Below are 19,941 nucleotides of genomic sequence, written 5' to 3' on the forward strand. Positions count from 1 at the left end.
ACTGATATCATGTTAAATATCAGGGGATTACAGATATCTTATTTGTTAGGACTGATGAAACAGGTTGATGGTTACGTTACGGGAGTTAACTCGTCAATCAGCCAAACTCCGCTATTGATAAAACAGCTAAAGAATGAATTTTCTGGTGATATGGCACAGATAGATAAGCTTGAAAATTTGATTAATACGTTTCAAGACAAATCACAGATATTCATTAAGGCAATGCAGGTTAGTGATAACAATAAAGCCCCTTATCCCGTATTTGCTGCTTTCCGTGATTCTTATACCGATCTTGAAAAGCAGTTTGAATTACTCACTCAGTTGAATAAGGATAATGCTGATGAGTCTTATTTAGAGGCGAGTGAGGCAATTAGTAATGCTGATTTAATGTTTTATGTGTCGATTGTGGTGGCATTACTGGTAGCGGTAATGATTGCTGTGCTGTTTTCAAACGATTTGATCCGTAATCTAAATCGCGTAAAAGATGCTGCGGTTGATCTGTCTAAAGGCAAGCTAACGACACAGTGTGATGTTGATGGTAGTGATGAAGTGGCTTTGCTCAGCAATGCATTGAATGCCACGATTCTCAATCTGAACAAAACCCTAGCCGCTATTAGTCAGTCTACAACGATTGTGACGCATAACAGCCAGGCATTGCTTGATGCTAATAGTAATATACAAAGTGCATCGACAGAGGTTTCTGATAATACTGTGCAGGCCGTAACGGCAATTGAAGAGCTGACAATAACCAGCAAGGATATTGCGACGAATATATCTGAAACGGCGCACACTTCAGAGACGATGACAACGCTGGCCCATAAAGGGATCGAATCGTCGAATGAAACGAAAGATGCGGTTATCGAGCTGGTGCAAAATCTGGATAAAACATCTGGAGTAGTGGGGCAGCTGCGAGACGAATCGAGCAAAATTGAGAGTATTCTCGATGTTATCCGCGGCATATCTGAGCAGACAAACTTATTGGCATTGAATGCCGCTATCGAAGCCGCAAGGGCTGGTGAGCAGGGACGCGGTTTTGCCGTGGTTGCTGATGAAGTCAGAGGATTGGCACAACGCTCGCAGTCGTCGGTGAATGAAATCGAAACGATGTTGGCGCAGTTAAGTTCAGCGTGTGACCATGCTGTTCAGATGATGGCTGCTAGTACCGAGATTGCGACATCGGCAGAAGGCCGGGTGGTCACCAGCAATCAGATGATTGAAGACATTCTGGCCATGATCCAGCAGGTCAATCTTCAGACACAACAAATTGCCACTGCCGCAGAAGAGCAGAGCTCAGTGGCGGCAGAAATCAGTACCAATATGCATGTGGTTCAAGAGTTATCGACCAAAGCTGCGCAGATATCCTCTGAAACCGTAGCCAGCAGTAATGAAATGAATCAAGTCAGTCAGCATGTCCAGGAGCAAGTTCGTTTCTTCGAACTTCGCTAACGCTGCCGCCACTTACGTTTTTCTTGATTACTATAAGTTCAAAGGGCCGTAAGGCCCTTTGTTGTATTTAATTCTGGCAGTGATCAAGTACAGTAATCATGGCTTGATTATCATCAAGCTTCCTCTTCTCCGTCAACGAACTCGAGGATATCGCCTGGTTGGCATTGCAGGTGTTTGCAAATGGCATCTAGCGTTGTCAGGCGAAGTGCCTTGGCCCTGCCATTTTTAAGTACAGACAGGTTCTGCTCTGTAATGCCTATCTTTGCTGCAAGTTCATTTGAGCGCATTTTACGCTTAGCCAGCATCACATCTAAATTAATGATAATTGGCACAAAATAACCTTATATTGTTAATTCATGTTCTTCTTTCATGTCCTTGGCAAGCGCCATGGCATGGGAAATAGCACGAACCATGATACCAATGATAAAAATTGTCAACTCATTGTCTGAAAAATAGAGGCCGGTATTCAATACTTCCTCACCAATGGACAATACTGCACCTAATAACAGGTCAGAAACTGCACCAATTAAAGGTAAGGCAATCATTAAATTGGCGGTCTTTTTTAAACATGACACATTGCTCAGGGTAAATACCTTACCGACACGATAAAGCCGGAAAAGCTGAATAAGTTGCCAGATAATAGCCATGTAAGCCACCGTTGGAAACAGGGCAAAAGGATAGCCCATCAGCATTTTCGCTGGTGTCAGCGGCAAGCTTACGGGGTAAGCGAATGAGATGCTGACAGCGTCTCCCGACTCGACCATAGTGCCATAAATCCACATAAAGGAATCATATAGCGGTGCTGCGATTAATATGATCCAAAGCAAAATGAGTAGTCGTTTGCTTAGCTTCTGGATGGCGTGTTGGTCTTGCATTATTCATTCTCCAAATAAGTTTCAGTTAATAGATTGACATGTGTGACTTTGATTGGCAATAATAAATTATCGTTTTACGGTAAGTTATTATTATTTGACAATGAGGTTTACATGCGAAAACTCGCTCTATCTATTCTTGTTATCGCTCAAATGGCCGGCTGTTCAAGCATGTCCGTTGAGGAATGCAAAACGGCAGATTGGCAGGCTGTCGGTACGATAGATGGCCAAAATGGCGTTCCTGCTTCCCGAGTCAATGACTATTCGGAAGATTGCAAAGAGGCAGGGGTAAGAGTTGATCAACCAGCATGGTATGCGGGTTATGACCTAGGGTTATCATATTACTGTGTGCCAGATAATGGTTATCGGATTGGTCGCTCAGGGCGAGCATATTACGGTGTTTGTGATAGCCCTGTATTTATAGAACAGTACAACCAGGGGCAAAGAGAGTATAGGGTTGAGAAGCGTATCATGAAGATTGATAACGAACTGGTTTCGATAGATCGTGAGTTAAAACGCTTGGAAAAACATGCAAATAACAACAGTGATGAAGCTAAACGCCTAAGACGACGCGATGCCGCACTTCGAGCTGAAAGGCGTTCATTGATGGTGCCAACCATACAGTATCACTTCACCTTTTGAGGCGGGCATAGCTGATAGGGGCACCAACTATCTCGTAATGAAAAAGTAACACTTGTTCTTGGCTACGGCCCTAATTTTGAGACTCATGTTTATTATGAGTGGATATAAACTCAAGGGCCGTCTGGCCCTTTTTTATGTTAGGCTGTTGGGCTTTGATAAACATGAATAATTCCAGTGCGCTAGCGGCGTACTGTTGTGGCTATACTGGTTGGTATTCCACATTTCAGGTAGTAAGGATCGAAGTATGGGAACACTGAATCGGATCGGCGTGGTATTGGTAGGGTTAGCGATTGCCGGAAGCGCATGGGCAGCTCCGCAGGTGGCGACGTTGGAAGATGGCCGTCAGGTTGTCTTGCATGATGATTTTACCTGGCAATATGTTGTCCCCGTTGAGCAAAGAGAACATTCGGTCGCTGCACAGCCGAAGGTAGAGACTAAACAGGGTTTGAATGCCACTGCTGCGCCGGCAGTAATGGCAGCTGTTCCGGTAGTGACTGCAGCTCAAGGTGTCTCCTTTACGTTGGGTGATCACAAAAATATACAGCAACTAAGCCGCTCAGGTGTCGATGTGTTGCTGCGGCCTGCCACTTATAATAACGGTGAGTTGGTGATCCCGACCTCGTTGACGAACCAGAGTACGGAGTCGGTTGTTCTGGTGGCGCTGAAAGTCACGATTTATAACTCGCAAGGCCGTGAGCTTGCCAGCCAGCAAGATAAAGTCTGGACTTCGGTAAAACGTATGGCAGAGACTTATTTTCGCCCTAAAACTCAACAGGTGGGTAAGCCTATAGTGATTAAGGTGCCTGAAGCCAAAGAGTACTTTATCAAAACTGAAATTGTGGACGTTGAACACTGGTAATTGAGGCGGCACACATAGCGCATGATGCTGGCTAAGGCCGGGGAATAAATAGAGAGCACTTCGGTGCTCTTTTTTGTGGCTGTGATTCTCACATTGTAAGAACTGGTGGTAATTAAATTACTTTGATTATCACATTGTAATAATTGCCATTGAGGGTGAATAATTACTGAGCGTTAATAGCATGGTCAGGAGAAGTTACCAATGACATGTAAATACAAATTAAATTCTAATGAGAAAATGTTACAAGTACTGATGCATATCGCCTCGTCAGTCGAGCCGGTGACAGCTCAATTGCTTAGTGAACAGACAGGTATGCCGACAAGCAGTGTATATCGTTATTTGGTGATTTTGAGAAACTGGAATTTGATAGAAGAGAGTCCAAGGCACAGTTGTTACAGCATTGGTCCTGCGGCACTGCAGCTTCTCAGAAACTTCCAGATGTTCTCGCCACTGTCGAGTGGTGTTCACCATGTACTGAAGCGATTGCAGCAACAAACGGGTGAAATGGCTGCGTACCTGGTTCCTGTTGGCTTTAGAGCCTTGTGTACAGCGAGGATAGATAGCCCACATGCTTTACGCTGCGCCTATGAAGAAGGGCAGAGCCAGCCATTGATCTGCGGTGCATCGTCGAAGGTGATCTTGGCACATTTGCCGACACAAAGGGTAATGGCGACACTGCATCATTTCGGAATCAGTGAAGGCGAGATGCTGGAAAGCTGGTTGAAAGAATTGGCTCTGATTAAACGTGATGGCTATGCCATCAGTACTTCGGAATTTGATCCGGGTGTGTCGGGAGTTAGTTCCCCAGTATTTTCCGGTAACAAACTGGTAGGTGCCGTCAGTATTATGGCACCGGAAGATCGTGTACTAAAAAGTAAAAACAAAATAATTTTTGCCGTATTACAAGCGGCTAGGGTGCTACCACCCGAATAGCAAAGACAGACAGTAAGCTTAGACCGGAGACTTAAACATGATGGATATTAGACGTTGGTTTTCATTTTCCTCACCGCGGATGATCCCAAAGTCCACTTCTGTGATTGAGCCGTATGCCAATCAACGTAAGCGAGGGGCTGTTCTGCTTGGTTTGACAAGCGATCTCAATGTGAAAAATAGCGATGGTCTAACAGGTTCAAAAGAGGGGCCGTACAGTATTCGGAAAATGATGACATCAATGTCATTAGCATCAAATTTACCTCTCTATGATGCCGGCATTGTCGAAGATGTAAATGGTGAGAGCTTTACAACCATGCTCTCGACTCAGTATCAAAAATTGCGAGCTATTCTTCAGCATGGTCATCTTCCAATTATGGTGGGCGGTGGTCATGAAGTGGCAATCGGAAGTTATAAGGCGTTGTCTGATACCGTTAATCAGGCTGCCAACGACTGGACGGAAGAAGGATTAGCTCAAATTCCCAATACGAGTGCGAATAGGATTGGGATCATAAACTTCGATGCCAGCTTCGAGTTGAAACGAAGTCTTTCTGTGACGCCGGGATCTGCCTTTCATACGATAGCCTCTTTTTGCCAAGAGCATAACCGTGACTTCCAATATTTAGGGCTGGGAATTTGTGATCATATAAATAGTCAGGCAACGTTTGCCTATGCGTGTGAGCTAAAAGCAAAGTGGCTGCTTGACAGCCAAATGAAAATGAAAAACCGCAAACATATACAGAGCACTATTGAAGAGTTCCTGATGAGTGTGGATCATGTTCACTTAAGTTTGGATTTGGCCGTATTTCCCTCAGCGGTTGCGGAAGGTGTGAATATGTCACGGACATTTGGGGTAAGTGTTTCTGTTGTCGAAATGGTATTAAAGCAGATTCTTTCTAGTGGGAAAGTTCGGATCATGGATATTGCCGAGCTTAATACTGAGTATGATTATCAGAACCAGACTGCGCGTTTGGCTGCAAGATTAATTCAGCATACCCTGAAGTATGGTTAGAACTCGTTTATCACGAAGAATGCAAATTTTGCTGGCTATCATGGTTACTGTTTGCCAAGCCAATGGCTGAGGCGTAAATTGGAACAATGAAGGCTAACATGGAAGTGGTTGTGTTTACGTATGTCTTAGAGATGGTGTGTATTGTCGCTTTTGCGTTCAGTGGGGTATTGGTTGAGTCGAACAGAGGCAAAGACATTATCAGTATTTTGTTACTTGGGTGGGTAACAGCCCTTGGCGGAGGTACGCTTCGAGACCTGATAATTAATACCGAGCAGGTGTTCTGGATTCGTGATCCGACGTACTTCTGGGTTGCACTGTTGAGTTCTTGTTTGGCCTTCTTTCTAATAACCGAGATCAGGAAGTCAAAAGTAGAGAAGATGGTGACATTATTTGACACTATTGGGGTCTCGCTGTTTTCTATTTTGGTAACGGAAAAGCTATATTCAGCAGGTTTTGCTGCTTATGTTGCTATTAGTATGGGAATGGTCACCGCGGTATTTGGCGGCGTACTCCGAGACATTTTGGCTCACCGTTCAAATATGTTTAATAATACCGAGATCTATGCCACACCCGTGATCTTGGGAAGTAGCTTATATGTATTGCTCTATAATATGGAGGTTTGGGACCACCTAGCTGCTATGTTGTCGATAACATTCTCTGTTAGTCTGCGGTTGTATGTGGTTGCAAAGAAAATCCGATATCCTGACTTTCTTATTTTGAAGTAGCGTATATTCATGACGCTTCTATTAATGATGTTTGTACTAATGGCGTCTATATTTCAACAGCTCCAGTTCAATTTCCCGGTTATTGACCGTAAGTAACAGATCAAGGCTTCTAGGGTAGTCACTGTCTCTGCTTTTCATATACGCAGCAAGTAACTTTACATCGTCTGGGCGTGGCTTGTAGCTGAGGTTCGGAAATGTTGAGTAGATTGCGCTAATTGCATCTTTTAGTATTTCGGTAGTTGTACTGTTCATTACCTATGCTCTTGTTTTTGATTGGTTGTTCTGATTTCGAGTCGGGATGCATTGTATGGGGGAAATGTGACAATCAGTTTTCAGTCCGTAAGAAGTATTATCAAAAATCGTTTGAAAGTGTTTGATCCTTTAGTCTGTTTTTATCAAGCTCAAGATCCGCAATAATTCAGTTATCAGATACAAGCATTTGAACAGAAGGATAAAAACAGAATGAGCACATTAACGATCGTTGCCAAGGTTGAAGCAAAGTCAGATAAGGTTGAACTGGTTAAAGCTGAGTTGCTTAAACTCATCGCGCCGACACGTAAAGAGGCAGGATGTATTCAGTATGATTTGCACCAAGATAACAGTAATCCTGCAGAGTTTGTTTTTTATGAAAATTGGGAAAGCCGTGAACTTTGGCAGACGCATATGAATAATGACCACCTGAAAGCTTATATGGAAGCAACAGATGGCGCAGTAGCTAATTTCACCTTAAATGAAATGAGCCAAATAGCCTAGTTAAAGTAGTGATATTGGTTTATTAGTATCAAGGCTGGGCACTGGTCTTATCGATAGCCATATATTTTTGCGATAATTCATTTATCGAGAGTGGCTTATCAAAATAGTACCCTTGCACGATATCGCAGTGATATTGGCTAAGACGTTTGTACTGCTCCTGGGTTTCGACGCCTTCGGCGACAATCTGCATATTGCATGATTGGCCGATGGCAATGATGGCTTTGACCAGAGATTCACTTTCACGACTGGTGAGAAGCTTATCGATAAACGAACGGTCAATTTTGATTTCGTTGATTGGCAAGTTGCTCAGGTAGCTCAGTGAAGAATATCCGGTGCCGAAGTCATCAAGGGAAAGTTTAAACCCACGTTTTCTTAGCTCCTCGAGGATCGGTGAAACGCCGATGATGTCACTGATTAGCACATTTTCGGTAATTTCCAGCGTAACATTATGAGTATCAATGCCGCTTGAGCGTATTTCATTCGTAATGTTCTCAGCAAAGTTTGTTTGCAGTAGTTGTTTTGGTGAGAGGTTAATAGACAATGAGATCGGCAGTGGTACTGATGCCGTTAGTGTTTTGAAATCCGAGCAGGCCTGCTTGATCACGAACCAACCAATGTCGTGGATCATGCCGATATTCTCGGCAACGGCGATAAAGTCGATAGGCGAGACATGGCTGAGTTCTTTATTGTGCCAACGACAAAGTGCTTCTATTCCGTGAATTCGTCCCGACAATACATCAATTTGTGGCTGGTATACGACAGACAGCTCATTGTTTTCTAGTGCCAGCCTTAACTGTTCTTCCAGAGTGAAATCATAAAGGACACGTGCGTTGATACTGTCATCGAAGAACAGTACATCACCTTTATGACGAGCCTTTGATTTATACAGTACAATATCGGCCTTGCTTATCAGTTCTTCGGGTTCTTGGCCGTCTGCAGGATACATAGCCACGCCTATACTACTGCTGGAGAAAATCCATTTACCGTCAATAAAAAACTGCTTGGTAAAAACCTGCTTAATCTGCTCGACCTTTGCTCGGGCGCAGTGTTCACTGTCTAGCTCTTGGAAGCAAAAAACAAACTCATCTCCCCCAAAACGGGAGACCGTATCGCCTGGTCCAACAATTTTTATAAACTCATGACTGATAGCACTTAGAAGCTGATCACCGACGGTATGGCCATGTAAGTCGTTCACTTTTTTGAAATCATCTAAATCAATAAACATTACTGCTAGCTGTTTGTTGTTTAGCTTGGCTCGTTCAATTCCTTTGCTGATATTGTCGTGGAGGAGAACACGGTTAGGCAACGCGGTGAGAGAATCGTGCAGAGCCATGTATTGCATTTGGTTTTTAGTGGCCTGCAGCTCACAAAAATCACTGTTTATTTTTTCCTGGAAAGTCTTGAAACGTCGGGCAATAACTTTACTCAAGAAAACCGAAAGGAAAAGAGCAAATATAGTCAATGACAGGCTCAGCAATGTAATTTTGACTAATTCCTGTTTATTTTGCTTAGCCAGTTGGGATTGACGCTGGCCAATGTAGTCGTTCAGTTCGTTGACATACCAACCGGTGCCGACAGTCCAGTTCCAACCCGGAACATTCATGACATAACTTACCTTTTCAGTTCCTCCTTTGGTGTAAGGTGTTTCGGGACCAAGGTATTGGACATAGTCTCCACCGCTTTTACCGGCATCGAGCATTGCCTTAACAAAGTAATTGCCCATGCTGTCTTGCGCAAGAAGATGGTTTTTCCCTACATATTCAGGTGTAGCATGGGCTAGCAATGTTCCACTCTGGTCCAGAATAATGAAGAAGCCATTATCGCCATAACGGATGTTGGTTAGTTGTTCGAGTAACTTTTCTTGAATGTCATGCTCAACGTCGATGATGTAATCACCGGTACCAATCAACCAGCCGAGTGGCTTGAAATATTTACCAAAGCCTATTTTTTCAAATTCTTCACTGTCGCTCCCGTTCTTTACAAACCACCAACGGTGAAACCCTTCTTCTTTCTTATCAACAATGCTGAGCATTTCTCTTACTGCATATTTTCCACGGCTATCCGTGAAGTTCCACATCGAGCTGTTTTCATTTTTAGGAAGGACTGGGAGCATGACGTTGGTACCGTCCATTTGATAAATGAAGAAGTACCCGCGGCCATCATTAAAACGGATATTGCGCAGTGCATCTGTTATTAGTTTAGAAATCTGACTTTTGGGTTTATCAATGTTTTGTTGATAAATTGAAGAGGCAATCGTGTGGGCTTCATTCGTGCGATCCCGAATTGTTTTTTTTAGCGTATCGATGGTGTGGCTTTTCTCATATTCAATCTGGTTAACAGCTTGTTGAACCTGATTTTTCGACAGCGAGCGCTGACGTTCAATGATGTCTGTACGTAATAATTCAATGTTTTGCTTAGCTTTTGTCTGATTATCGTAGATCACAGACAAGTTAATGATCAGCGTGAATATGACTACCATAATTACCGGGGTCACTTTTATCAGGCGTAGTAGTTTTTCATCACTGATTCGATCCATAGTAGTACAGACAACTTAAATGGGAATTAAAGGATGAGTAATTATATGTCTTTTTTGCTCTTTTCCCATGTAAATCGCCGACAATATAAGCAATTGGCCTTTTTTTGTGCGAATTGTTTTTTTCTGGCAATGGATTAATAATGGCTTTTAATTATCCAAGCAATATCAGCATCAGAATGCTGAGTATTAAATTATTTTAAAAACAACAATTACAACTGGTTGCTTATTGTGATAATTACAGTGCTGAACCTTAATGGTTTAGATTGTATGCTATGTGAGCAGTACCATATTTGTGGTTACCTTTTACCCGTTTATAATACCCTCTTCTTAATGCACCGATTGATTAACTGAGACTGATTGAGTGTATTTTATAGCCATATAATAAGAAGAATTTCCAATATGATGTACTTGGTGTCGTCTCTAACAAACGCAAACTATCTTGCAATTTTAAGACGGCATGCGGCATCCTTGCTGGTCGTTACGCTGTGCCTAGGTGCTTGGTGGCAGTTGGCTCGTTGGTATGAATCTTTTCTCGAAGATGAGTCTTTGATTCAAACACGTATCGAGATGAGTCAGTACGCTCAGAACCTTTCCGGTGTCATTGACAATCGTCTGACATTGCTTCAAGCACTAGCATCGTTTGTTGAAGCAGATATTGTTCACTATCAGAGAATTACCGCTGAGTCAGAGGAACAGGCTGAAATATTTTTGTCAGGGTTACGCTCATCGGAAAAAGGGATTCGTAATTTTGCCATTGCTCCTGAAGGGGTGATCAGTTTTGTTTTTCCGTTGGCTGGCAATAAGAGGGCATTAGGGCATGATCTTATCAATGACCCTCAAGTAGGAGTCCGAAACGTTTCCTTGCGGGCGATTGGAAGCAGAGATATTGCTCATTCCGATCCGTATGAACTTCGGCAGGGCGGCCTTGGGTTTGTCGCCAGGAAAGCAATTTACGATACTGGCGCTTATTGGGGCCTGGTTAGTATGGTGCTTGATATAGTACCGATTCTTGAGGAAGCCGGGGTGATGGACGAGGAAGCCAATATCCAGTTGGCGATTCGAGATAGCCAGGAACAGGTCTTTTTTGGTTCGCCCCAACTGTTTGAACAATCAGAGCTCATCAAGCAGGTAAATATGCCTGATGGTTACTGGGAAATAGCAGCAAAGCCGTTGGTGAGTAAAGGCAACATAAGCAAGCTTGTTATCTTCAAGACAATAACGGCCGCTTTTTTAGTATTGCTATTTGGTGTGGGGTTTGTGTTGATTCCGGCAAGAAGGAATCAACACGTAGATGTGGCCCATCAGCAGAAAAATGATCTCCGTATTTCATCACAGCCTGATTTATCTAAAAAGCTCCCCTTCACCGCTCCTGGATGGTTGTCGCCCTTGCTGACATCTACGGCGATTATTATCGTTGTAATAGGGTTTAACAGCTTTATTCAGGGAAGTGATGATATGGTGCAAAAGTATCAACTCACCCGCTCTATCGGTCAAATAAATGATAACCTTGAGCGAAAGTTGGATGCAGATCGTGAGTATTTGTTACTGATCGCGCAGGAACTGGCGCAGAGTAAGCTTGATGTCGCTTCCTTCCAGGCTAGGGTTTCTCGCTATGTCAACGACCATTCAGGACTCATCAATGTGACTTGGGCTGATAGTGATTTTGTTATTCGCAATACCGCCCCACTAGAAGGTAATCAGCAGGTACTTGGTCTGAAGCTATCTTTGCCTGAGCCTGAACGTGCATCGAGATTGGCTTATAAAAGTCATAAACCGACCTACACAAAGCCATTTATGGTGATACAGGGTAAATCTGCCTTTGAACTGTATGTCCCTATTTTCAGGAATGGGCAATTTCTGGGAACTCTAGGAGGCGTTTATTCGATTAAGGAGTTGGTTGATAGTGAAATTACCCAGATCCTAGGGTCTCGTTATGAAATAGAAGTTCTCAACACGGCTGGAGATGTTTTTTATCAAAAGAGTGATGGGCAAATTGTCGCGGGGTTATCAAAAACCGTTCCAATTAAGCCGACTCCTGGCAGCTTGTGGTTGAGATTAAGCGCCTATGAACAGGGACCAAATCAGAACGCAAAGCTATTTATGATGCTGACGATTGTGTTAGCTGGAGGGATTGGCCTGAGTATGTGGCTGCAATTTAGAGAGAGTTACAAACAGTGGCGAATTAGTAAAGCGTTGCACGAGAGCCAGCAACACTTTCATGCTATTGCTCAGGCTTCGCCAACTGCAGTGATGATGCTCAGTCAAAATACCAACAATTTGCTATATGCCAATCAGCAGGCTCACGAATTATTTAGTCATTCGGGGAACTCTATAGTTGGTCGTAATATTGATGATTTTCTCCAAGGGCTAGATGAGAGCCATTCATTTTTGTCGGTTATAGGACGTCAGGAACGTCTTGAAGACTTTGAGCTGCAGATGAAAAAGTCGAGCGGTGAACTATTCTGGGCATCAATTTCATTCCGGCAAGTCGATCATGAGGAAGAGGTTGCATTAGTGATCAGTATTTCTGATCTGACGGAACGTAAACGATATGAAAATCAACTTTATCATCAGGCAAATTACGACAATTTAACTGGGTTGCCGAACCGCGTACTGGCTTTTGAGCGGTTAGATCGAGCGTTGGAGGAGGCACAAAGAGAGCAGAGCCTTGTTGCCTTGCTGTTTATCGATTTGGATTTGTTCAAGAATGTGAACGATAGTCTGGGTCACAGTGCTGGTGACCGACTGTTGATAGAAGTCGCGAGGCGTTTATCTGACTGCGTGCATAATAGTGACACTGTTGCCCGTCTGGGGGGAGATGAATTTACTATTATTCTTTCAGGTCTAAAAGATATAGTCGATGTTGAACAGGTGGCAAAGAAAGTTACCGAGGCATGTGCATCGCCTTTATTGCTTGGTGGGAATGAGGTGTCGATCAGCGCCAGTATTGGTATTACGTTGTTTCCTGAAGACGGAGAGAACTACGAGCAGTTAATACATAATGCTGATATTGCGATGTATAAGAGTAAGGAAGCGGGGCGCAACCAATATTATTTTTATACCAAGCAGATGAACGAACAGACTCAGACCCAGTTAAAGCTGGAAACGGAGCTGCGCCGGGCACTTGAACGCCATGAATTTACGCTGTTTTATCAGCCTTTGGTTACAACCACCACCTGCGAGGTTGTCGGTGCCGAAGCACTGTTGCGTTGGCATAACCCGACCCTTGGTCAAATTAGTCCGGTTGAGTTTATTCCGCTGGCAGAGTCAATGGGGCTTATCGTCGAGATTGGCCACTGGGTATTGAAGACGGCTTGCTTGCAGGCCAAGCAATGGCAAGCTGATGGAGGTATGCCACAATACGTAGCTGTTAACGTTTCAGGTCATCAGCTAAAAGCGCCTAACTTTGTTCAAACTATTGCTCAGGTGTTATCCGATACAGGGTTGTCTCCCACTTCTCTTGAGCTGGAAATTACTGAAAGTGTGCTGCTCGATGATCCTGAAGGAAACCGAAAAACCCTTGAAGCGTTGGCTGCAATGGGAGTGCGCCTTGCCATTGATGACTTTGGTACCGGCTATTCATCTCTGAGTTATTTGCGACGTTTTCCATTTGATACGCTGAAGATTGATCGCTCTTTTATCGGTGATATTGCGGGTGAAGACGAGGCGGCCAAACTGGTAAGCGCCATTATTTCAATGGCAGATGTACTCGGGCTTAAAACGGTTGCGGAAGGTGTGGAAAACCAGGAACAGCTGGACTACTTGATTGCGCTTGGGTGTGATTTTTCGCAAGGGTTCTATATTGCTAAGCCGATGCCGCAAAAAAAACTCGAATTGGAATATGCTTTGTAAGCCTGTGTGAGGGTGCGCCTTGCTCGATCAAGCGCACCGAATACTCTACCTGAATAAAAATACCGAGCGTAATGTATTATCTTGTTACTGCTATTGCCTGCTGGGGATTGAGCCTGATTTATCCCGCTCTGCATCCGTTGGGGATTGTCGTTTCTGGCATGGCGAGGCAAGGGGTAATTTTGTCTTCATAGCCAATATCAAACAGCATACCTTGGGAGACTTCTCCAGCCATTTTCCGCTCAGGTAAATTTACGACAAATAGGGCTTGTTTGCCTTCAATTTCGTATGGGTTTTCGCGTTCTTGCTTTATACCTGCAAGAATGGAGCGGACATGATCACCAAAATCTACAGTTAGTTTCATCAACTTGTCTGACTTTTTAACTTCAGACACCGCTGTAATTGTGCCAACTCGAATATCGAGCTTTTCAAAATCGTCGAAAGTGATTAAGTCTTTAATTGGTGCTTGCTTCATATTGTTGTCCTTTACTATTCATTGTTCGCGAAAAACCGGGCCTGGGCCCGGTTTAGTCTTTGGTGTTACTGGCTCTTACTTAGTTGCCGCTAACTGCTCTGCTCGTCTGGCTTTTGCCTGTAACAGACGTGCTGCGCGTTTATCCGGCTTTATTAAGATCCCTTTTGCCGTCATTCCCTCATCAGATGTCGTCTTTTTCTTCGATTTTGGCAACAGTTGGTTAAGAACAACAGTTGCCAAGGTTCCGGTGGTGATCCCAGAGTGGAAGACCATTTTCAGATCTTCGGGGAAATGTTGTAGCAATCTCGGCTCGAGGGTAACGGCCAGCCCAGATGCGAGGCCGACACAAACTACCAGTGCGTTACGTCTGGAGTCTGCTGCATTGAGTAGCATCCGGATCCCAGCGTAGGCGATCATCCCGAACATTACAAAACCGACTCCGCCGAGTACGGGTTTGGGTACGGTTACCGCAAGCGCTGCAAGTTTCGGAAACAGACCGCCTAATACCAGCAGTATACCGGTAACCGCTACGACAAAACGACTGGCAACACCGCTGATCCCGACGATGCCGACATTTTGGCTGAAGCTCGCGACCGGCATAGCCGAGAGCATAGAGCCAAAAGTGCTCCCCAAGCCATCGCCTAACAGCCCGCGCTTGAGGTCTTTGCCTGAGACTTCGACATGGCAGTTGCTGCCTAGTGCCATGAAATCACCAGTGGCCTCGGCCACAACGACCAGATAGACCAAGGTCATACTGATAATAGCCGGCATCGAGAAAGTCATGCCGTACTTGAATGGCTCGGGCGAGGCGACCCATTGTGCTTCGTACAGTTGGGTCAGGTCAACCATCCCCATAGGAATTGCCAGCACATAGCCGGCAGCCAGACCGATAACAATGGCCGAAGCCGCAATCGCTCCTTTGCAAAAGACGGATACGCTAATAACTACAGCCAGCGAGGCTGCCGCAAGGAAGATTTTGGGTAGTGAGGCAAACTCCGGATCGCCAGCGGGGGCGTCGCCGATCCAGTTCATGGCGACTGGCAGGATGGTCAGACCGATCAGGGTTACCACTACACCGCTTACTAAGTTTGGAAACAGCTTACGTATCTGTTCCATATAGAAGCTGGCAATGATCACCATGAAGGATCCGACAAATGCTGCGCCAAGAATCGTCGACATACCGGATGTTTTTCCGATTGCGATCAGGGTACCGAGGAAGGCAAAGCTTGATCCCATCACTACCGGCAGGCGGATCCCGGCCGGACCGACTCCGATACACTGAACAATGGTTGCAAGCCCGGAGACAAACAATGAGGCACTGATCAAGGTGACGACTTCATTTTCTGGTAGGCCGATTGCCCCGCCGACAATTAACGGTACGGCGACAATACCGCCGATTGAGGCCAGCATATGCTGAAGGGCAAGAAAGAACGTTACCCCACGGGGGGGCTTTTGATTCAGGGTGTAGAGTAATTGCATGGTTGTTTCCTTACGCTAATGCGCTAATAGTTTGGAACCTAGCGAGCCCCCTGCTTTGGCAGGGGGCAACAATTACAGAGCGATATCGGCTATAACGGCGTTGATCGCATTCAGGATGGGTTGATAGCCCGTGCAGCGGCAGAGGTTGCCTTCAAGAGCATCCAGAATCGCAGCATCATCCGGTTTCGGATGCTTTTTCATCAGGGCCCAGGTACTCATCAGAACCCCGGGAGTACAGAAACCACACTGAACACCGCCTTTTTCAATAAACGACTGCTGCAGTTGCTGGGCAAGCGGATCATCTTTCAAGCCTTCAATCGTCACCACTTCGGCCTGGTGGCACTGCGCGGCTAATACCATGCAGGAGCAGATTGCATCACCGTTCATAACGACAGTACAAGCACCACATTCGCCCACGGCACAGCCTTCTTTGGTTCCGGTCAGCCCGAGCTCGTTGCGAAGCAGATCCAGTAGCCGGGTATTGCCATCAACCTGAAGTTGATACGCCTTGCCGTTAACAGTGACTGCCAGCGGGGTTAGATTGGTTGCCAACAGACTCATAGTGCTTCTCCTTGTGAAGGGGCGGTATGGTGTGGAGATCCGGAATTATCGGGTAACACGCGGATATCATTCATTAAGTCACGGAACATATTGAGGTAGACCGGTTGTTTGTAGACGGCAGACCAGCGACCGCCGATAGCAGTATCGATCATGTCTGCCAGTACGTTGCTGGCCTGTTTGATACGTGCTTCGGTTAGCGGCTGGTGAAGTAATACCTCTTCGGCAGCCGCTAGTCGCTGTGGTTTGCTAAACAGTGCCCCGTCAACCAGACGGCACTCTTTGACAATGCCATCCGTTCCGATGTCCATCAGGCAAGTCAGGCTCAGGCGTGTAATGTTGAGTGCATTGCGTCGACCGAGCTGCCGATATTGTTGGATATAACCAGTGCTCGATAATTTCGGAATAAACACCCGGGTAAGTACCTCTCCTGGCTGCAGTTCAGTGCGGTATCCACCAGTGATGAACTGAGATAGCGGTAATCGCCTAGTCGTATTGATATTACGCAGTTCGACCTCTGCACCATAGACAACGAGCGGCGGAACAGAATCCGCACATGGTGCTGCATTGACGATGTTACCGCCGATGGTTGCCCGATTACGGATCTGGTTTGAGCCGATGGTATGGCAAGCCTCGGTTAGCAGCGGGAAGTGCGTTCTTAAGGCTGGGTGTTCTGTTAGGCGGTTAAAGCAGATTCCTCCGCCAATGATGACTTCGCGATCTGTTTCTTCGATATTGCAAAGGGCTTCTAAACCGGCAATGTTGACGAGTTTTCGCGGCGTATTTTGCAAGCGCCCTTGAACCAGGATATCAGTGCCGCCAGCCAAAGCCGTTGCTTGCCCGTCAGCCAGTAGCTCAAGTGCCTCCTTCAATGAGGTAGGATTGATGATACTGAAACCGTTGAGGCGATGAGTTTGTTTTTTTTCCTCCGAAGCGTGTACTAACTCACTTTGCCTGGCCGGTTTTTTCAGATTGTAACCAAGATAAACCTGCTCAAGGGTTAGCGGCAGTTGACGGTGGCGACTGCCGGTGGCAAATGCAACAGCGTTGGTAATTGCTACGGCTGCGAGCTCTGCTGCTGGCTCGCCAATGCTCTTGGCACCGAATGGTCCGCCATTATCTGAATTTTCTACCGCTTGTATCGAGAGTGCCGGAATATCTTTGATAGTCGGTAGCAGGTAGCTATCGAGGTTTTCTGATTTGACGTTGCCGCGCTCGATATTAAAGTCTTCGAGTACCCCGAGGCCGACTCCCTGCGCTATCCCGCCTGCAACCTGTCCCTCAAAGCCGACTTGATTGATAACCTGACCGACATCGTGCACCGCTGTGATATCAAGCAGTTCAACTTTACCGGTACTCGTATCAACTTTAAGATCAACAATCTGGCAGCCATAAACCCAAGTGAAATAGGGTGATCCGCTGCCTTTTTCCTCGTCCCAGTGAATCGCTGGCTGGTCAAACCATCCGTAGGCGGCAAGGTTGACCCCGGCCCATTTCGTACAGTTGGCTGCTTCAGCAAAGGTAATCTTTCGGCTCGGATCCAGCTTGTTTGATATTTGCCCATTTGCCCAGAGAGTTTCCTCTAGTTTGGTGACGCCAAGGCCGGTCTTGATCACCTCGAAAATTCGGGTTTTGATCGTCTCGGCACCATTCTTGACGGCACTGCCGCCGGTCATTGTTGCTCGTGACGCCACGGTAGGCCCGCCATCGGCGATCAATGATGTCGGTGGTTCGACAAAGTTGACGCAGTCTAGCTCAATACCCAGTACCTCGGCAGCGATAGCTGACATAGTGGTTTGCAGCCCTTGCCCGTTTTCACATACCCCGGTCGAGACATTGACGCTACCGTCGGCATTGACGGTTACCAGCGCACTGGAGGTGTCGACGCCCTCGGCACCCATAGAGCAGCCCCGATAGCTTAGTGCCAGTCCGACGCCGTACTTGACGGGGTTATTTCCTGCATTGAGTTGCCGGTAATGTGCCTGTTTGGCAACAAACTCGGCCTGATCTGCTGCTTTATTGAGTACCTCAACTGCCGATACCGTATGATTGTCGAATGGTTGGTCGGTAATGCTGTGGCTGCCTTGCTTCAGCGCATTGATAGCCCTGACTTCGACAGGATCTAGCTGACAGGCTTCGGCGATTTCATCCATCAGTGACTCGTTGGCAAAGATGATCTGCGGCGAGCCAAATCCCCGCATTGCCCCCGACATACTGTTGTTGGTATAAACTCCTTTGATATCGACACGGACATGATCAATATCGTATGGACCTGCCGCCTGTACAACTGAACGCCAGGTAACAAATGGCGTACAGGCAGCATAGGCACCGGCGTCGGCGAGAATATTAATTTTGATCCCTTGAATACGTCCGTCACGGTTGAAGCCAACCTTGTAGTCCATATCGTAGGGGTGGCGCTTGGTACTTTCGATGATGGACTGTTCACGGGTGTAGGTGAACTTCACCGGCCTGCCTGTTAGCGAAGCCATCAAGGCGGCTCTGCAGGCAAGATGATCAATACCGTCATCCTTGCCTCCGAACGAGCCGCCCATGACGGCACGACAGACGTTGACCCGGGCTTGGTTTATCCCTAAGAAACTGGCAACAAATCCGCGGACACGGTGAGGGTTCTGGATAGAACCGGTGACAATAAGATCTCTGGAGGTTGGATCCTGATAGGCGGTGACAGATTCTGGCTCGATATAGCCATGTTCCTGAAAGCCGACCTGATAGGTTCGCTCGAGTACGATATCAGCTTGCTGGATAGCCTGCTCGGCATCGCCCTTGTGGGTATGATGCTCGGCAACTATGTTTGAGCCGGAAGCCGGGTGTATCAGCCGCGCATCGGGCTTTAGGGCTTCATGGACCGTGCTAATTGGGGGGAAAGGCTCATAGTTTACCTTGATCTTGTCAGCTGCCAGACAGGCAGCTTCGTAGGTATCGGCGGCAACGACGGCGATAACATCACCGCTATAGCGAGCCAGATCGTTGCAGATCGGTTGGTAATCTCGAATGATCACTCCGGCGGTAGGGTCGCCGGGAATATCGTTGAAAGTAGCAATCCGTACTACGCCCTCAATGGCGTTAGCTTCAGATGTGTCAATGCTTAAGATTTTGCCCGCGGGAATATCGGTATAGCGACACACACCATACAGCATGCCGGGCAGGTTAATATCATCTCCATATATTGCCTGACCGGTTACTTTGGCCTGGCCGTCTACACGGGGTAGGTTTTTACCTACATGGTTGAAACGCGTCATGTATTGCTCCCTCTTACATCGACACGACGTTAGTGCCGATGACAAACAACTTGTTAGTTTGAATTGCTGCATCGAGGATGATTAAACACTGTCCTTTCAGAGTTCGTCCGTCACTTAGAATAAAGCGCCGAGTGAGCGGTTAACGGCTCAAGGGCAGTGGCGACTTCGACAGAGAGCAACAGGCATGATCCAGACCATATTGATAACAAATCAGTGAGTTATGTTGCTAAACGTGATCTCTGTGAGATATTAGCTGCCAGTTGGCTAACAGCAATCGTCTGAAATGGGATCGGTTAAGGAGAGAGCCTGTGATTATATGTTCACAATCTTATAAGAAGTAAAATGGGATATTAAAACGAGAGTTGTTAATTGCGGAAGACTATCAAAATGAGAGTGGATGGCTTTTTTAGCGGTGTGGTTACTTATTAATCACTATCAAAATGATATAGGTGGTTATTATTGAGTAATTGTTCACCTTGTATAATATCACTCCAAAGCCGATAAGCTTTGGAGTGAGGCAGACCATCTAACTAAGCAGACAATCA

Annotated in this window: 16 protein-coding genes; 8 read left to right on the plus strand and 8 right to left on the minus strand. The window is 46.0% G+C overall.

Annotation, left to right across the window (positions count from 1 at the left end; all coding sequences use genetic code 11):
- The first annotated feature begins 54 nt into the window (after nucleotides 1-54).
- Entirely contained in the window at nucleotides 55-1,446 is a 1,392-nt protein-coding gene (locus EDI28_RS02325; RefSeq protein ID WP_233353253.1) for a methyl-accepting chemotaxis protein, read from the plus strand.
- A 113-nt stretch (nucleotides 1,447-1,559) separates the two neighbouring features.
- On the opposite strand, the gene EDI28_RS02330 is transcribed toward EDI28_RS02325, so the two are convergent.
- The gene (locus EDI28_RS02330; protein WP_128782222.1) at nucleotides 1,560-1,778 is read right to left on the minus strand and encodes a helix-turn-helix domain-containing protein; all 219 of its coding nucleotides are present in this window, start codon (nucleotides 1,776-1,778) and stop codon (nucleotides 1,560-1,562) included.
- A 9-nt stretch (nucleotides 1,779-1,787) separates the two neighbouring features.
- Complete coding sequence (locus tag EDI28_RS02335) at nucleotides 1,788-2,321, minus strand: DUF2975 domain-containing protein (RefSeq protein WP_128782223.1); 534 nt, start codon at nucleotides 2,319-2,321, stop codon at nucleotides 1,788-1,790.
- 111 nt (nucleotides 2,322-2,432) lie between these two features.
- Between EDI28_RS02335 and EDI28_RS02340 the strand changes: the two genes are divergently transcribed.
- The 5 genes from EDI28_RS02340 (at nucleotide 2,433) to EDI28_RS02360 (ending at nucleotide 6,486) form a co-directional block, all read left to right on the plus strand.
- Nucleotides 2,433-2,960 (plus strand): DUF2799 domain-containing protein, encoded by a 528-nt coding sequence (locus EDI28_RS02340; protein WP_128782224.1) that lies wholly within the window; start codon nucleotides 2,433-2,435, stop codon nucleotides 2,958-2,960.
- Between the two features lie 244 nt (nucleotides 2,961-3,204).
- The gene (locus tag EDI28_RS02345; RefSeq protein ID WP_128782225.1) at nucleotides 3,205-3,819 is read left to right on the plus strand and encodes a DUF3157 family protein; all 615 of its coding nucleotides are present in this window, start codon (nucleotides 3,205-3,207) and stop codon (nucleotides 3,817-3,819) included.
- A 201-nt stretch (nucleotides 3,820-4,020) separates the two neighbouring features.
- Entirely contained in the window at nucleotides 4,021-4,752 is a 732-nt protein-coding gene (locus tag EDI28_RS02350) for an IclR family transcriptional regulator (RefSeq protein ID WP_128782226.1), read from the plus strand.
- A gap of 37 nt (nucleotides 4,753-4,789) precedes the next feature.
- Nucleotides 4,790-5,761, plus strand: a complete 972-nt coding sequence (locus tag EDI28_RS02355) for an arginase family protein (protein WP_128782227.1) — start codon at nucleotides 4,790-4,792, stop codon at nucleotides 5,759-5,761.
- Between the two features lie 110 nt (nucleotides 5,762-5,871).
- Nucleotides 5,872-6,486 (plus strand): trimeric intracellular cation channel family protein, encoded by a 615-nt coding sequence (locus EDI28_RS02360; RefSeq protein ID WP_128782228.1) that lies wholly within the window; start codon nucleotides 5,872-5,874, stop codon nucleotides 6,484-6,486.
- A gap of 36 nt (nucleotides 6,487-6,522) precedes the next feature.
- On the opposite strand, the gene EDI28_RS02365 is transcribed toward EDI28_RS02360, so the two are convergent.
- Nucleotides 6,523-6,738: a hypothetical protein gene (locus EDI28_RS02365; RefSeq protein WP_128782229.1), complete on the minus strand. Its 216-nt coding sequence runs from the start codon at nucleotides 6,736-6,738 to the stop codon at nucleotides 6,523-6,525.
- A gap of 210 nt (nucleotides 6,739-6,948) precedes the next feature.
- Here EDI28_RS02365 and EDI28_RS02370 point away from each other — a divergent pair, with 210 nt between their 5' ends.
- Complete coding sequence (locus tag EDI28_RS02370; RefSeq protein WP_128782230.1) at nucleotides 6,949-7,239, plus strand: putative quinol monooxygenase; 291 nt, start codon at nucleotides 6,949-6,951, stop codon at nucleotides 7,237-7,239.
- A gap of 28 nt (nucleotides 7,240-7,267) precedes the next feature.
- On the opposite strand, the gene EDI28_RS02375 is transcribed toward EDI28_RS02370, so the two are convergent.
- Complete coding sequence (locus EDI28_RS02375; protein WP_128782231.1) at nucleotides 7,268-9,775, minus strand: bifunctional diguanylate cyclase/phosphodiesterase; 2,508 nt, start codon at nucleotides 9,773-9,775, stop codon at nucleotides 7,268-7,270.
- A 399-nt stretch (nucleotides 9,776-10,174) separates the two neighbouring features.
- Here EDI28_RS02375 and EDI28_RS02380 point away from each other — a divergent pair, with 399 nt between their 5' ends.
- A complete protein-coding gene (locus EDI28_RS02380) occupies nucleotides 10,175-13,627 on the plus strand; it encodes a bifunctional diguanylate cyclase/phosphodiesterase (protein ID WP_128782232.1) in 3,453 nt (1,150 codons plus the stop codon).
- Nucleotides 13,628-13,745: 118 nt separating this feature from the next.
- Here the strand turns inward: EDI28_RS02380 and EDI28_RS02385 are convergent, their stop codons facing one another.
- The 4 genes from EDI28_RS02385 to EDI28_RS02400 form a co-directional block, all read right to left on the minus strand.
- Nucleotides 13,746-14,099: a tRNA-binding protein gene (locus tag EDI28_RS02385; protein ID WP_128782233.1), complete on the minus strand. Its 354-nt coding sequence runs from the start codon at nucleotides 14,097-14,099 to the stop codon at nucleotides 13,746-13,748.
- A gap of 75 nt (nucleotides 14,100-14,174) precedes the next feature.
- A complete protein-coding gene (locus EDI28_RS02390) occupies nucleotides 14,175-15,578 on the minus strand; it encodes a nucleobase:cation symporter-2 family protein (protein WP_128782234.1) in 1,404 nt (467 codons plus the stop codon).
- A gap of 72 nt (nucleotides 15,579-15,650) precedes the next feature.
- A complete protein-coding gene (locus EDI28_RS02395) occupies nucleotides 15,651-16,139 on the minus strand; it encodes a (2Fe-2S)-binding protein (RefSeq protein WP_128782235.1) in 489 nt (162 codons plus the stop codon).
- Nucleotides 16,136-19,396, minus strand: a complete 3,261-nt coding sequence (locus tag EDI28_RS02400; RefSeq protein WP_128782236.1) for a molybdopterin cofactor-binding domain-containing protein — start codon at nucleotides 19,394-19,396, stop codon at nucleotides 16,136-16,138. The genes EDI28_RS02395 and EDI28_RS02400 overlap by 4 nt, the downstream gene beginning before the upstream one ends.
- Nucleotides 19,397-19,941 lie beyond the last annotated feature (545 nt).

It is taken from the genome of Photobacterium chitinilyticum (assembly GCF_004104355.1).
Lineage (GTDB): Bacteria > Pseudomonadota > Gammaproteobacteria > Enterobacterales > Vibrionaceae > Photobacterium > Photobacterium chitinilyticum.